13 protein-coding genes are annotated in these 14,299 nt (G+C 50.8%); 9 read left to right on the top strand and 4 right to left on the bottom strand.

Features of this window, described 5'->3' with window-relative positions:
• Positions 1-78 precede the first annotated feature (78 nt).
• Positions 79-2,136 (bottom strand): polyphosphate kinase 1, encoded by a 2,058-nt coding sequence (gene ppk1 / locus ACTHTU_RS03140; RefSeq protein WP_440361733.1) that lies wholly within the window; start codon positions 2,134-2,136, stop codon positions 79-81.
• A gap of 208 nt (positions 2,137-2,344) precedes the next feature.
• On the opposite strand from ppk1, the gene fabI reads away from it, so the two are divergent.
• Together fabI and mscL are read left to right on the top strand one after the other, a co-directional pair.
• On the top strand, positions 2,345-3,133 hold the full coding sequence (gene fabI / locus ACTHTU_RS03135; protein WP_003748060.1) for an enoyl-ACP reductase FabI: 789 nt from the start codon (positions 2,345-2,347) through the stop codon (positions 3,131-3,133).
• Between the two features lie 448 nt (positions 3,134-3,581).
• Positions 3,582-4,025: a large conductance mechanosensitive channel protein MscL gene (gene mscL, locus ACTHTU_RS03130; protein ID WP_440361732.1), complete on the top strand. Its 444-nt coding sequence runs from the start codon at positions 3,582-3,584 to the stop codon at positions 4,023-4,025.
• A 255-nt stretch (positions 4,026-4,280) separates the two neighbouring features.
• On the opposite strand, the gene ACTHTU_RS03125 is transcribed toward mscL, so the two are convergent.
• Positions 4,281-7,172 (bottom strand): Rne/Rng family ribonuclease, encoded by a 2,892-nt coding sequence (locus tag ACTHTU_RS03125; RefSeq protein WP_440361731.1) that lies wholly within the window; start codon positions 7,170-7,172, stop codon positions 4,281-4,283.
• Between the two features lie 515 nt (positions 7,173-7,687).
• Between ACTHTU_RS03125 and ACTHTU_RS03120 the strand changes: the two genes are divergently transcribed.
• Both ACTHTU_RS03120 and ACTHTU_RS03115 read left to right on the top strand, forming a co-directional pair.
• Positions 7,688-8,674 carry an RluA family pseudouridine synthase gene (locus ACTHTU_RS03120; protein WP_440361730.1) on the top strand — a complete coding sequence of 329 codons (987 nt, stop codon included), beginning with the start codon at positions 7,688-7,690 and terminating at the stop codon, positions 8,672-8,674.
• 10 nt (positions 8,675-8,684) lie between these two features.
• Positions 8,685-9,335, top strand: coding sequence for an HAD-IA family hydrolase (locus ACTHTU_RS03115; protein WP_440361729.1), 651 nt, complete (start codon positions 8,685-8,687; stop codon positions 9,333-9,335).
• 65 nt (positions 9,336-9,400) lie between these two features.
• On the opposite strand, the gene ACTHTU_RS03110 is transcribed toward ACTHTU_RS03115, so the two are convergent.
• Positions 9,401-10,207: a DNA ligase gene (locus tag ACTHTU_RS03110; protein WP_070461150.1), complete on the bottom strand. Its 807-nt coding sequence runs from the start codon at positions 10,205-10,207 to the stop codon at positions 9,401-9,403.
• A gap of 111 nt (positions 10,208-10,318) precedes the next feature.
• Here ACTHTU_RS03110 and ACTHTU_RS03105 point away from each other — a divergent pair, with 111 nt between their 5' ends.
• From ACTHTU_RS03105 to ACTHTU_RS03090, 4 genes are all read left to right on the top strand, one after another.
• A complete protein-coding gene (locus tag ACTHTU_RS03105) occupies positions 10,319-10,957 on the top strand; it encodes an MBL fold metallo-hydrolase (protein ID WP_107792176.1) in 639 nt (212 codons plus the stop codon).
• A gap of 459 nt (positions 10,958-11,416) precedes the next feature.
• A complete protein-coding gene (locus ACTHTU_RS03100) occupies positions 11,417-11,932 on the top strand; it encodes an outer membrane protein assembly factor BamE (RefSeq protein WP_107810714.1) in 516 nt (171 codons plus the stop codon).
• An 8-nt stretch (positions 11,933-11,940) separates the two neighbouring features.
• Complete coding sequence (locus tag ACTHTU_RS03095) at positions 11,941-12,369, top strand: hypothetical protein (RefSeq protein WP_049329449.1); 429 nt, start codon at positions 11,941-11,943, stop codon at positions 12,367-12,369.
• 299 nt (positions 12,370-12,668) lie between these two features.
• Positions 12,669-13,133, top strand: coding sequence for a four-helix bundle copper-binding protein (locus ACTHTU_RS03090; RefSeq protein WP_440361728.1), 465 nt, complete (start codon positions 12,669-12,671; stop codon positions 13,131-13,133).
• A gap of 62 nt (positions 13,134-13,195) precedes the next feature.
• Here ACTHTU_RS03090 and ACTHTU_RS03085 read toward each other — a convergent pair whose 3' ends face one another.
• Positions 13,196-13,729, bottom strand: coding sequence for an acyltransferase (locus ACTHTU_RS03085; RefSeq protein WP_070583988.1), 534 nt, complete (start codon positions 13,727-13,729; stop codon positions 13,196-13,198).
• A gap of 281 nt (positions 13,730-14,010) precedes the next feature.
• Here ACTHTU_RS03085 and rpmE point away from each other — a divergent pair, with 281 nt between their 5' ends.
• Positions 14,011-14,226: a 50S ribosomal protein L31 gene (gene rpmE / locus ACTHTU_RS03080; protein ID WP_003681847.1), complete on the top strand. Its 216-nt coding sequence runs from the start codon at positions 14,011-14,013 to the stop codon at positions 14,224-14,226.
• The last annotated feature ends 73 nt before the right edge of the window (positions 14,227-14,299 follow it).

Raw genomic sequence — 14,299 nt, 5'->3', positions numbered from 1 at the left:
GGAAACGGAATTATAACGGCAAAATCAAAAAAGGCCGTCTGAAACCTGCATTTCAGACGGCCTGAGACATTATTCAACTCAACGTCCGTATATTTTCCACAAACCTTCCTGCAAACCAAACGCAGGCTCGCCGTCTTGCGGCTGGGTGCGGATGTAGCTGCCGTCAGGTTGCATCAGCCAAGCCTGGGTATTGTCTTCCAAAGCCATTTCCAAACCTTCGCGAATCACGCGTTCTTTGAGTTCGGGCGTGGTAATCGGCGTGGCGACTTCAATACGGCGGAAGAAGTTGCGCCCCATCCAGTCGGCACTGGAGATAAAGGTATCGTCTGCGCCGTTGTTATGGAAGCAATACACGCGCGAGTGTTCGAGTTGGCGACCGATGATGGAGCGGACGCGAATGTTTTCGGACAAGCCTTTTACACCCGGGCGCAAAGTACACATACCGCGCACAATCAGGTCGATTTGCACGCCTGCCGCGCTGGCTTGATACAGCGCATCAATTACGCTCGGCTCGATGAGGGAGTTCATCTTGGCGGTAATCCGCGCCGGTTTGCCGACTTTGGCGTGTTCGGTTTCCTGCTTGATGCGGTCGATGACCATTTTGTGTAGGGTAAACGGGCTTTGATAGAGCTTGTTCAGACGGCCCGGCTTGCCCAAGCCTGTGATTTCCATAAACAACGTGTTCACATCGGCAGTGATTTGTTCGTCGGCGGTAATGATGCCAAAGTCGGTGTAAATGCGCGATGTGCCTTGGTGGTAGTTGCCGGTACCGAGGTGGGCATAACGCTTAAGCACGCCGTCTTCGCGACGGATAACCAAAGCCATTTTGGCATGAACTTTGTAGCCGAATACGCCGTACACGACGTGCGCGCCTGCCTCTTCCAGCTGCTTTGCCCAGTTAACGTTGTTGGCTTCGTCAAAACGCGCCATCAGTTCAACCACGACGGTAACCTGCTTGCCCGCCAGCGCGGCCTTCATCAATGCGCGCACAAGCTCGGAATTGCTGCCGGTGCGGTAGATGGTCATTTTGACGGCCAACACATCCGGATCGGCTGCGGCTTCGCGTATCATTTGGACAACCGGATCGAAAGACTGATACGGGTGATGCAGCAAAATCGGTGACTGTTTGACCAGTTTGAATACGGAACCGTTTTTGCGCAAAGCTTTCAGACGGCCTGCATTGCGCGGTGGGAACTTCAAATCCGGCCTGTCCACCAAATCGGGGACGGCATTGAGGCGCACTAAATTGACCGGCCCTTTGACCTGATACAGCTCGGCAGAAGTCAACTTGAACTGGGCAAGCAGGAAGTCGTGAATATGCGCCGGACAAGTGTCTGCCACTTCCAAGCGCACGCCGTCGCCGTATTCGCGGTCGTGCAATTCGTTTTGAATCGCAGCACGCAGGTTTTTCAAATCTTCTTCATCAACCGTCAAATCGCTGTCGCGCGTGAGGCGGAACTGATGGCAGTCTTTAACCTTCATGCCGGGAAAGAGTTTGCCGACATGGGCGTGCAAAATCGAAGACAAGAACACAAAGCCTGCATCGCCGCCGCAAATTTCAGACGGCATGGGGACGACGCGCGGCAAAATGCGCGGAGCCTGCACAATCGCCATCCCGGACGGACGGCCGAACGCATCCGTGCCTTCGAGTTCGACGGCAAAGTTGAGCGATTTGTTTAACGGACGCGGGAATGGGTGTGACGGATCAAGGCCGATGGGTGTGAGAATGGGCAACAGCTCGTTGTCAAAATAGTTTTCAATCCATTTTTTCTGCGCGGCCGTCCATTTGTGGCGGCGATAGAAATGAATGCCGGCGCGGCTGAGTGCAGGCTGCAATACTTTGTTAAACAGATCGTACTGCTCGCGAATCAAGGCCTGCGCCTCTTTCGCCACCGCTTCGATGGTTTCGGCCGCGGTTTTGCCGTTGTCAAGCAACTGATGCGGACGCAGTTTGTTTTCGCGTTTCAACCACGCCATGCGCACTTCAAAAAATTCGTCCAAATTGGAAGACACGATGCACAAAAAACGCAAACGCTCCAACAAAGGAACTTTCGTATCCTGCGCCTGAGCCAGTACACGGCGGTTAAACGCCAACAGGCTGAGTTCTCGGCAAAGAATGCGGTTTTGCTCGGGCATGGTTCACTCCTGAAACATCGGTCATTAAGACTATAAAGTATAACGTTTTGCCGCCGTTCCGTCAGGTTTCAGACGGCCTTAGCAGAAAACCTTATCCCTATTTGAGGCAAGACAAAGGGTTATCCGTTTTTTTCTATGCCGAAACAGCGGTTTTTGCTATAATGCGCAGTTTAATGCAACCGCAATACCACTGCTAAAGGATAAGAAAATGGGCTTTTTGCAAGGCAAAAAAATTCTGATTACCGGCATGATCTCCGAGCGTTCCATCGCTTACGGTATCGCCAAAGCCTGCCGCGAACAAGGCGCGGAATTGGCATTTACTTATGTTGTCGACAAACTGGAAGAGCGCGTCCGTAAAATGGCTGCCGAACTCGGCTCCGAACTCGTGTTCCGCTGCGACGTTGCCAGCGACGACGAAATCAACCAAGTTTTCGTTGACTTGGGCAAACACTGGGACGGCTTGGACGGCCTCGTTCACTCCATCGGCTTCGCCCCTAAAGAAGCTTTGAGCGGCGACTTCCTCGACAGCATCAGCCGCGAAGCGTTCAACACCGCTCACGAAATCTCCGCATACAGCCTGCCTGCGCTGGCAAAAGCCGCCCGTCCGATGATGCAGGGCCGCAACGCCGCAATCGTCGCCCTGAGCTACTTGGGCGCCGTTCGTGCCATTCCTAACTACAACGTTATGGGCATGGCCAAAGCCAGCCTCGAAGCCGGCATCCGCTTCACCGCCGCCTGCCTGGGCAAAGAAGGCATCCGCTGCAACGGTATCTCCGCAGGCCCGATCAAAACCCTGGCTGCTTCCGGCATTGCCGATTTAAGCAAACTCTTAGGCCACGTCGCTTCCCACAACCCATTGGGTCGCAACGTTACCACTGAAGAAGTCGGCAACACCGCCGCCTTCCTCTTGTCCGACCTCGCTTCCGGCATCACCGGCGAGATTACCTACGTTGACGGCGGTTACAGCATCAACGCGCTGAACGACGAAGAGAACTAAACAGTTTTCACGCCAAACGCACTTTCTTCATGAAAGTGCGTTTTTTATGGCCATTACATTATGGTTTGAATAACTGCATAACCGATAAGGCCGTCTGAAAGTCAAATACGGATACGAAACATTACCTTTACAGGCTTTCAATGATTATGTTTTCAACATTATTATATTATCATTCTACCCCAATCTGAAATTCCGATAGAGCATTGATTCTAAAGATAACATTCATGTTATCTGATACTTAGCCGCTGATAAAAAGTGGTGCAAAAAAGTAACAAAAAAAATTCAGACGGCCTGTTTTTCATACAGAAGGCATAGAAGCAGGGCACTTTTAGCATGAAATACAAAATTTAACATTATTGAATTCTTCTTAACTAATAAAGCGTTAAGATGCCTGCCGATTAACTGAATCACATCTGATTTTGACTCAAACACATACAGGAGATTAATTATGTCAATCGCTTCAGAATTTAAAGAATTTATTATGCGTGGCAACGTGATCGACCTCGCAGTCGGTATGGTTGTCGGTACAGCATTCAGCGGCATCGTCAAATCATTGGTTGACGATGTAATCATGCCTCCTATCGGTCTGTTGATCGGCGGCGTTGATTTCTCCAACCTGTTCATTACCCTGAAAGACGGCGCACAAGCCGCTCCTGCTGAAGGTTACGCCAACCTGGCAGCCGCTCAAGCAGCCGGTGCCGTTACCCTGAACATCGGTCTGTTCATCAACACTGTAATCAGCTTCCTGATCATCGCCGCTGCCATCTTCTGCGTGGTTAAAGCCATCAACTCTGTGAAAAAAGCCGAAGCTCCTGCTGAAGAAGCACCAGCAGAGCCTAGCGAAGAAGTTCTGTTGTTGCGCGAAATCCGTGACTCTCTGAACAAAAACTAATCACAATACCTAAACATACACACACAAACCAAGGCCGTCTGAAACCATTTCAGACGGCCTTTTCTCATACCAATCTATTTCGTTAAGTCCTTCCCATTGAAAGAATCACGCCCTTCCCTTTCTCAGCAAGCTATCCTGCTTTTTTAACCATGAAGCAACCCTCATGGCAAACACAAAGCAAATGAGCAGTGCATCTCCTTACCAATAAAAAAGCCCGATGCGTTCAACATCGGGCTTTTAACTGGAAAACCAATCTTAATCTTTGCGTGTTTCCACCAAAATCATTTCGACTGCTACGTCTTCCACTTCTACTTTAGGCACATCCGAACGGCGTGTTTTGGCAACCGGTTCAGGTTGTGGCTGCGCGGCAAAAGCGGCAACGGCTTGCGGATCGGTTTCAACGAAGATCAAATCGCCCAAGCTCTCAGGTACAACGATTGCGACAGGCGCTGCTTCAGCTACGGCTTCAGTTTGTGTGGCAACAGTTTCGGCTGGTGCTTCAACCGGTGCAACAGTAGCCGTTGCATTCGGAGACAATACCGCAGAAATGGCTTCTTTGACATTGTTGACCGCAGATGCAAGCAGGGCTTGTTCGGCATCGGCTCCTTCAGTTTGCGCTACGGCAGGCTCGTCTTCGCTTTCAATTGCAAATACGAATGGCTCTGCGCTGGTAACTTCAGGCTCGGATACCACAATCACCAGCGGCTCGGCTTGATCGCTTTCAGAAGACAATGTCGCATTTGCAGCTTCAACCGTTTCATTCAAACCCAAAACATGCGCTACGGCAAAGAGGACTTTGTCGGCGGTGTCGGTAATGTTCAGGTATTGCTCGATTTTTGCTGAAGACGGAATATTGCGTTTTTTGCTGTTGGAACGGCGGTCGTTGCGATTGTTGCGCTGACGGTTGTTGCGGTCGCGTCCTTGACGGCCGTTGTTTTTCACACCCTCTTCGCTGCGGGCGTTGTCGTCCGCTTCAACTTGCGCCTGTTCGCCATCGGCTTGAACGTTCACGTCCTCAACACGGTTTTCCGCAGATTGATTACGGTTGCGCTCGTTGCGACTGTTGTTGCGGCGGCGTTTATTGCCGTTTTGTTCCGCTTGGTTTTCAGACGGCATCTCAGCCAGTGCAGCTACTTCTTGAACGTTTACGTCTTCAACCGTTTCCTCAACACGGTTGCGCTCGTTGTTGCGATCATCGCGGCGGTTGTTGTTACGGTTACGGTTGCGGCGCGTGTCTTTACGCTCGTCGTTGCGGCTTTCGTTTGATTTGCTTTCTTCAAACTTGCTGTCGGCAGCTTCGGCATTCACTTCGCGCACTTCGACTTTGCTGCCGTCGTGTTTGTTGTTGCGGCGTGGATTTTGACGGCGGCTGTTTGAACGGCGGTTACTGTTTTGGCTGCGGTTGTTTGTAGTGCGTTTTTCAGCAGACTCTTGAGCAACTGCGGCAGGTGCAGGTGCAGGCTCACCGCCGAAAATGCGTTTCAACCAAGCTTTGAAGCTGTCCCACCAAGAGGCTTTTTTCTCAGGGGCGACAGTCGGTGCAGGCTGGGTATGGCGCACGCCTTTGACAGCTGGCTCAGGACGGGAAGCTTTGGCTCTTTCGCTGCCGAAAGGTTTGGCGGATTCGTCTTCTTCCGGCTCGGCAACGCGTTTGTAGCTCGGTTCGCCGTCTTCTTCTACGTCGTCGATGCGGATGCGGTTGATTTCGTAGTGCGGATTTTCCAAGTGGATATTCGGAATCAGGACGACGTTGACGTCCAAACGCTCTTCCATCGCAAACAGCTCGGCGCGTTTTTCGTTCAACAGGAAGGTGGCGACATCGACGGGCACTTGGGCGTGTACTTCGCCGGTGTTGTCTTTCATCGCTTCTTCTTGAATGATGCGCAAAACGTGCAGGGCGGTCGATTCGATGCCGCGGATGACGCCGGTACCGGCGCAGCGCGGACAAGCGACGTGGCTGCTTTCGCCCAAAGCGGGTTTCAGGCGTTGGCGGCTCAATTCCAAGAGGCCGAAGCGGGAGAGTTTTCCCATTTGCACGCGGGCGCGGTCTTTTTTGAGCGCGTCGCGCAGGACGTTTTCAACATCGCGCTGGTGCTTGGGGTTTTCCATGTCGATGAAGTCGATGACGACCAAACCGCCCAAGTCGCGCAGGCGCATTTGGCGGGCGACTTCTTCAGCGGCTTCCATATTGGTTTTGAACGCGGTGTCTTCGATGTCCGAGCCGCGGGTGGCGCGGGCGGAGTTGACGTCGATGGAAACCAGGGCTTCGGTGTGGTCGATCACAATCGCGCCGCCTGAAGGCAGGCTGACGCTGCGAGCGAACGCGCTTTCGATTTGGTGTTCGATTTGGAAGCGGGAGAACAGCGGCGTGTGGTCTTGATAGAGTTTCAGACGACCTACGTTGCTCGGCATGACGTAGCTCATAAACTCGGCAACTTGATCGTAAACTTCTTGATTGTCTACCAGAATTTCGCCGATGTCGGGACGGAAATAGTCGCGGATGGCGCGGATGAGCAGCGAGCTTTCCATGAAAAGCAGATAAGGGTCATGATGCGCTTTTCCTGCTTCTTCGATCGCCTGCCAGAGTTGTTTGAGGTAGTTCAAATCCCATTCCAACTCTTCCGCACTGCGACCGATACCGGCGGTACGGGCGATGATGCTCATGCCGTTCGGAATGTCGAGTTCTGCCATAGCGGCTTTGAGTTCTTGACGCTCTTCGCCTTCGATACGGCGGGATACGCCGCCGCCGCGCGGGTTGTTTGGCATCAATACCAGATAACGTCCGGCTAGGCTGATGAAGGTGGTCAGCGCCGCGCCTTTGTTGCCGCGTTCGTCTTTTTCGACTTGAACGATGACTTCCATGCCTTCTTTGAGCACGTCTTGAATACGCGCCCTGCCGCCTTCGTAATCGCGGAAATACGAACGCGATACTTCCTTAAACGGCAAAAAGCCGTGGCGGTCGGTTCCGTAATCCACGAAACACGCTTCCAGCGACGGCTCGATACGGGTAATGATACCTTTGTAGATATTGCCTTTACGCTGTTCTTTACCCAGCGTTTCGATGTCCAAGTCCAAAAGGTTTTGTCCATCGACAATGGCAACGCGCAGCTCTTCGGCCTGCGTTGCGTTGAATAACATTCTTTTCATAGTCACCTCGTGAACAGCGGCCGTTTGATTTGTGAATATCTTTTTCAGACGGCCTGTCTGTCCGGTTGGCACTCTTCAAAGGCAAGATGGGAAAAATCCCCGTGTAACCAGTATTTGATTTGAAATCCGCAAGGTTGCATGCTTGAACTCAAGCCATGTGCGGACGGATTCGGATAAAGAAGGAAATAAAGAACAATGCGGCGGAAAGGTTGATGGTTCCGCTGCCGTCCGAATGCTGATGCTTCGGACAAAATAAGGCAGCCTACATCTTCTTATTATCGTAGCGCCGGTAATTTCGGACGGTGCTGCGCGGATTGCGTCTTACGCCCGGCCGGACGGCAGGTTCAATTCAAACTTAATTACGGGATTGCGTTTGCCGGCTTTGAACAAACACAAGGAAATGCTTTGCGGAGTGCGTTTTTAATATAAAATCTCGTTTTAACAATAAATCCGTTTCAGACGGCCTGCGACCGCAGGTTCGGGTCCCGAAACGGACGTTTGGGATTATAGAGAAAATGCACGCAATACGCAAAGATTCAGTCAGCCTGATTGCCGTTGCCGAACACGAGGAAGGCCAACGCCTTGATAACTATCTGATAAAAATCCTCAAAGGCGTCCCGAAAAGCCATATCCACCGCATTATCCGCGCCGGCGAAGTGCGGCTGAACAAAAAACGCTGCAAACCCGACAACCGTATTCAGGCAGGCGATACCGTCCGCATTCCGCCGATACGCATCGCTGAAAAACAAAGGTCGTCTGAAAGCCAGGCCGCGCCTGCGCGCGAGTTTGACATCGTTTACGAAGACGATGCGCTTTTGGTCATCAACAAACCATCCGGCGTTGCCGTCCACGGCGGCAGCGGCGTGAGCTTCGGCGTCATCGAACAAATCCGCCGCGCCCGTCCCGAAGCGCGTTATCTCGAACTCGTCCACCGCCTCGACAAAGACACCAGCGGCCTTTTGATGATTGCCAAAAAACGCAGCGCCTTGGTGAAACTGCACGAAGCCATCCGCAACGACCATCCAAAAAAAATCTATCTCGCGCTGGGTGTCGGCAGGCTGCCGAACGACCGCTTCCACGTCAAGCTCCCCTTGTTCAAATACACCGGCGCACAAGGCGAAAAAATGGTGCGCGTCAGCGAAGACGGCCAATCCGCCCACACCATCTTCCGCGTGTTAAACCGTTTTTCAGACGGCCTTTTGCACCAAGTCGGCCTATCCGACCTGACCTTTGTCGAAGCCACCCTGAAAACCGGTCGCACCCACCAAATCCGCGTCCATCTGCAATCGCAAGACTGCCCCATTGCCGGCGACGAACGCTACGGCGACTATCAGGCCAACAAACGCCTGCAAAAACTCGGTTTGAAAAGAATGTTCCTGCACGCTTCCGAGCTGCACCTCGCCCATCCGCTGACCGGCGAAAAACTGATCCTGAAAGCCCCCCTGCCGCAAGAATTGGCGCAATTCGTTTTAATGTTGGAAAATCAGGAAAAGGCCGTCTGAAAGGAAACCCATGAAACCCAAACTCATTATTTTCGACTGGGACGGCACGCTTGCCGACACCACCAACCCCATCATCCACACCTTCCAACAAAGCTTTGCCGATTGCGGCCTGCCCGTTCCCGAAGCCGACCAAATCCGCCCGCTCATCGGATACAGCCTCTCCGGTATCATCCGCTGCCTTGCCCAAAACGTCAGCGAACACGTTCAGGAAACCCTGATCGAGACCTATGCCGCGCACCACCTCAATCCCAACAATCACAACATGACCCTGTTCCCCGAAGCCCTGCCCTGCCTGCAACGCTTGAAACAACAAGGCTATTGGCTTGCCGTCGCCACCGGCAAAGGCCGAAGCGGCTTAGACAAAGCCATCGCACAAACCGACACCCAAGCCTTTTGGCTGGAAACCGCCTGCGCCGGCGAATATCCGTCCAAACCTGCGCCCGATATGGTACTCGCCCTCTGCGACCGACTGGGTGTTGAACCGGAAGAGGCCGTCGTCGTCGGCGACACCACCCACGACCTAGAAATGGCCACCAATGCCAAAATCCGCGCCATCGCAGTTACCACCGGCGCACATACTGCCCAACAGCTTTCCTCCATGCCCCATGTCGCCATGCTCAATAGCTTGGCCGAATTGCCTGATATATTGGAACCCTTATAAAAGGCTATGCAACATCTATATTAAAGGCCGTCTGAAACCTATTTTCAGACGGCCTTTAATTTGTTTTATCGATCCGAGCGCACCCTGACAAATGTTGCAAATTTCGGCGTTCCCTTTTGCGTAAAACCACGATAACGGTAAGTAATCAGCGCACCGATTTTCGGCGGATGGTCGCGGTCTTTATCCTTAAAACCGCTGCCGATACGAAACTCGCCATATTGGTTTTTGCATCCTACCGCACCCAAACGCCCGACATTGCGCCCTTTGCCCTCATAATGACGCGTTACCGTACATTCATCATCATATTCACTTTTCAGCTTCAACAGCTGCCCATTTCTACCGCTTGCATAACGGGCTTCAGGTTGACGCAGCATCACCCCTTCCCCACCCAGCGCTTCAACTTGTTTCAAAAAATCCAAAGCATGCTGTTTGTCGCGCACCTTGACTTGCGGAATAACCGTAAACCGTGCCGACGGGTGTGATTTCAGCCATTTCGAAGCCGTTTCCAGACGCTGATACAGATTACCCTGCGCCTGTGGCACATCAAAAACATGCAAGCGGATGCCGTCCCAAGTTCCCGAGGCAGAACGCACCGTCGCGGAAATTTGCTCAAACCGCCCTCGTCCGCTGTACAACTCACCATCCATCGGAAACGGCGGAAAACCTGCTGTAAAACCTTTGGGCGGTGTAAACGCATAACCCTGACGACTGACCAGCTGCCTGCCGTCCCAATACGCGCGTACGCCATCCAACTTTTCACTCATGGCCCAACCGGCAATATCTTGATTTTTATATTCCTGCGCCAACAACAAATCTGCACCAAACGCCGCAGAGATGAAAGAAGCCGCAAAAATCGGTATCATGGTTCGCATTACATTATTCATAAGACATTTTTCCAGACTTGCTTTTTATTATATATACATAATAGCAAAAGGCCGTCTGAAACGTAAACAACATTAAATAAGCATTTCCTAGGAACACCCATGGCACTCCAATTTGAAATCAACGCCGTTACCCCTTTCCGTCAAAACTGCACGCTGATTTGGGATGACGAAACCAAAGAAGCCGTTTTGACCGATGTCGGCGGCGACGTTCCCTATTTATTGCAACAAGTCCAAAACAAAGGCCTCAAGCTGACGGCCATTTGGCTGACCCACGGCCATCTTGACCACGCAGGCGGCGTGGTTGAACTTTTGAAAACCTGCGACGTACCCGTTCTCGGCCCGCACAAAGACGACGAATTCCTGCTCCAAGCCCTTCCGCAAACGACGGCGCAATACGGCTTCCCCGTTTCTCCGTCATTCACGCCGACACGCTGGTTGGAAGAAGGAGAAGCGCTCAAGGTCGGCAATCACAGCTTCCAAGTCCTCCACATTCCCGGCCACACTCCCGGCCAAGTCGTTTTTTACAACGCCGAAAATGAACTTTTAGTCGCAGGCGATGTTTTATTTTATGAGACTGTCGGTCGCACAGATTTTCCACGCGGCAATCATGATGACCTCATAAACAATATCTGCGCTAAACTATTAACCCTGCCCGAAACCACGCAAGTTATAGCCGGACACGGCCGTATGACCAGTATCGGGCATGAGAAAAGGTACAATCCGTTTCTGGTTCGTTAATATGAATGTTGTATAAAGCCAACATTTTGGCATACTCAGATTATACGTATAAAAGAAAACTGGCATACAATTTGCAGGGATAACACCCGAAAGATTAAGTACCTAATCTCCGGCAAATGCCAAAAAGAACTAAAGCACAAAGATAACAAGGTATTACGCAATACAACCTGATTTATCGAAAACCGGACATCTCTAAACCCCAAGCCTTACTCGAAGTGAAATTGTTACAAAGTGACAATAAATGTCAGTCAGGCCGTCTGAACGGTTCTGCCGATTCAGGCGGATACAACGGAGATGAGGCGTAATGCCCTGCCGGAATGTGCCGATGTTCTGTTTGTCAAACCGTCGGGTACATCTTTAAGAAGCACAACATTATTTGGGTAAACCGGCAAACTCGCTGCCGGCACTAACAGGCCGTCTGAAAAGTTCGGCCGGTAAAATCAATAAAAGGATTATCAAATGAAAAAAATCGCAAAAGTAGGCTTCGTCCTGCTGGCTACCGGCCTGCTGGCCGCCTGTGCTACTAAGAGCAAAATCACTCCTGAAGGCACTACAGACGAGCCACGCTTCCCTAAACCTTACTCCCTGACCTTCAACAAAGACCGCGGTACATTCCCGACTTTTGACGAGCTGGATCAAATGCGTCCTGGTCTGACCAAAGACGACATCTACAAAATCCTCGGCCGTCCTCACTACGACGAAGGCATGGTTGGCGTGCGTGAATGGGACTACCTGTTCCACTTCTACACCCCAGGCGTAGGCGTTGACCCTGAAAACACTTCTGGCGTTGAAGGCATCACTACTTGCCAATACAAAGTGATCTACGACAAAGACAAATTTGCACGCAGCTTCTTCTGGAATCCAGTATTCCCTAAAGATGCCGTATGTCCTCCTCCAGCACCTACACCTAAACAAGAGCCTCAAGTGATCATCCGCGAGATCATTAAAGAAGCTCCTCAACGCATCCGTCAATAAGGACAAATTTGAAACGGATCCTATTGGGTATAGCCTTGGCAGCAGGTCTGAATTCTTTGGCCGCTGCCGATGCTGTCAGCGACTATATCCAGCGTAAAAAAGTTGTGGTCAATACAGCTAAGGCGGAGCTTTGCTTTGCCGACGATGGTCAGTGCCATCCGGTACTGATTGGCAAGACCACGCCGAAAGGCAAATTCAATATGACGCCGATGATGACCAGCAAACCGGGTTACGGTGGCGAGGTTATCGGCTTCAAAGAAGAAAATGACTTTCTGTTTGCGTTACACAGGGTATGGACGCTCAAGCCACAGGAAAGACGCATGGAACGCATCGTCTCCCCTCATGTGGCCGACCGCATCATAACCAATGGTTGTATCAACGTACAAAATAATGTGTACGAAAAACTGCGTCAGTATTTCATTTTAGAAGTCATCTGATGTAGGCTTTAGTTTAAATAAAGGCCGTCTGAATATTTTTCAGACGGCCTTTTCTTTTTTATTGGCAAAAACCTTTATTGCTGGATATGCTAATACGGTCTTGGACAGCGCGGCAACTTTGTTGAAGCTGCTGATTCAGGAAAAGAAAACTCTATCAACCTAACGCGTATCTAAAAAAAGCTGCCTAAAAGTTCAGGCAGCCTTTATTGTTTATAAACAAATAATATGTTAACCTATTGTTATCGAATAGATTTAATTATTCGTAATATCATTTCACCAAGCAAAAAGGACTCTATCTTATGAACCGTCGTCAATTTATCGGCAGCGCCGCTGCTGTTTCCCTTACCGCCGCCGCTTCTTTTGCCCGTGCTCACGACCATGCAGGCCATGCACACTACGCCGGTCATGCCGGTCACGCGCATTCTGCACCGCGCGCCTACGAAGCTGCGCGCAAAGCAGCCGCACATTGCGTTGAAGCCGGTCAAATCTGCCTGACTCACTGCATCACTCTGTTGAGCTCCGGTGATACTTCCATGAAAGACTGCTCAACCGGCGTTAACCAAATGTTGGCACTGTGCGGCACATTGCAAAACCTCGCTGCCCAAAATTCACGCCTGACCCCATCTTTGGCAAAAGTGTGCATCGAAGCCTGCAAACAATGTGCTGCCGCCTGCAAAGAACACGCCGGCCACCACGCTGAATGCAAAGCCTGCTACGAATCTTGCTTGGCTTGCATTAAAGAATGCGAAAAAATTGCCGCTTAAGCACTATTGAAAAAAGGCCGTCTGAAATTCAGACGGCCTTTTATTTTGCTATTTTGTTTACGCTATTCGGCTGCAAGCTCTTGCTCATCCAGCAGTTTTTTCCGAACAATCGCAGGGTTGCCCGCAGCCACGCAATAAGGCGGCACATCTTTGGTAACCACCGAACCTGCACCGATTACCGCGCCCTTACCGATGGTAACGCCGCCCATGATAATCGCACGCCGACCAATCCAGACATCATCTTCAATCACAATCGGGCTGATGTCCGTATAGCCTTCAAAGCGGCGGGTTTCAGGGTTGAATTTGTGGTTGGTCGAATAAAACAGGCATTCCGGCCCCATCATCACGTTCTTGCCGAGGGTCAAACCGCGGCAGATTTCGCAATTTACGCCGATACCCGAATTGTCGCCGACTACCGTATCCGGAAAGACGTATCCGCCTTTTTCAATATTGACGTTTTTACCGATGTTTGGAGAAATACACGCAGCCAAAGCAACACGGAATTTTTGCGCAATTCTGCCGAATGGTTTGCAATAAGACGGGGGCAACACTCCTCCCAAAACACGCAAAATGCACGTCAATATCTTTTTCCACATTGATTCCGTCTCCTGTTCGTACAAGCGTAAATATTATTCAGACTATTATTCTTCTTAAAGTTTCACATCTAGAGGAGGTTTTACATCCTCTTTTCAGTTAGATTACAATCTGATCGCATAATATTTGGTTCGATATTCTATTCTAAACTGTTCTCTTCTGTTGCGAAACTACCCTGCATACAAAATATCCTCTTGACGAAACAGCCAAAAATAGCGAAAATTCCACGCTTAACTGAAGTACAGGCAAAACCCCTGTGCCCGCTTAATCGAAAGGAAATCAAATGAAACAAGGTATTCACCCGAACTACCACGAAATCAACGTTACCTGCTCTTGCGGCAACAAATTCGTGACCAAATCCGCAATGGAAAAAGACAGCTTCAACGTTGAGGTTTGCTCTCTGTGCCACCCTTTCTACACCGGTACTCAAAAAATCGTCGACACTACCGGTCGTGTGGACAAATTCAACAACAAATTCGGCAACCTGTTCAAACGCTAATTGCCGCTTTGTCAAAAAGACTGCTTCGTGCAGTCTTTTTTGCATTCAGGCCGTCTGAAACATTTCTTTCAGA

Origin of the sequence: Neisseria sp. P0020.S005 (assembly GCF_051957055.1) — a bacterium.
Taxonomy (GTDB): Bacteria; Pseudomonadota; Gammaproteobacteria; order Burkholderiales; family Neisseriaceae; genus Neisseria; species Neisseria subflava_A.
This window is presented reverse-complemented; position numbering and strand designations above follow the sequence as displayed.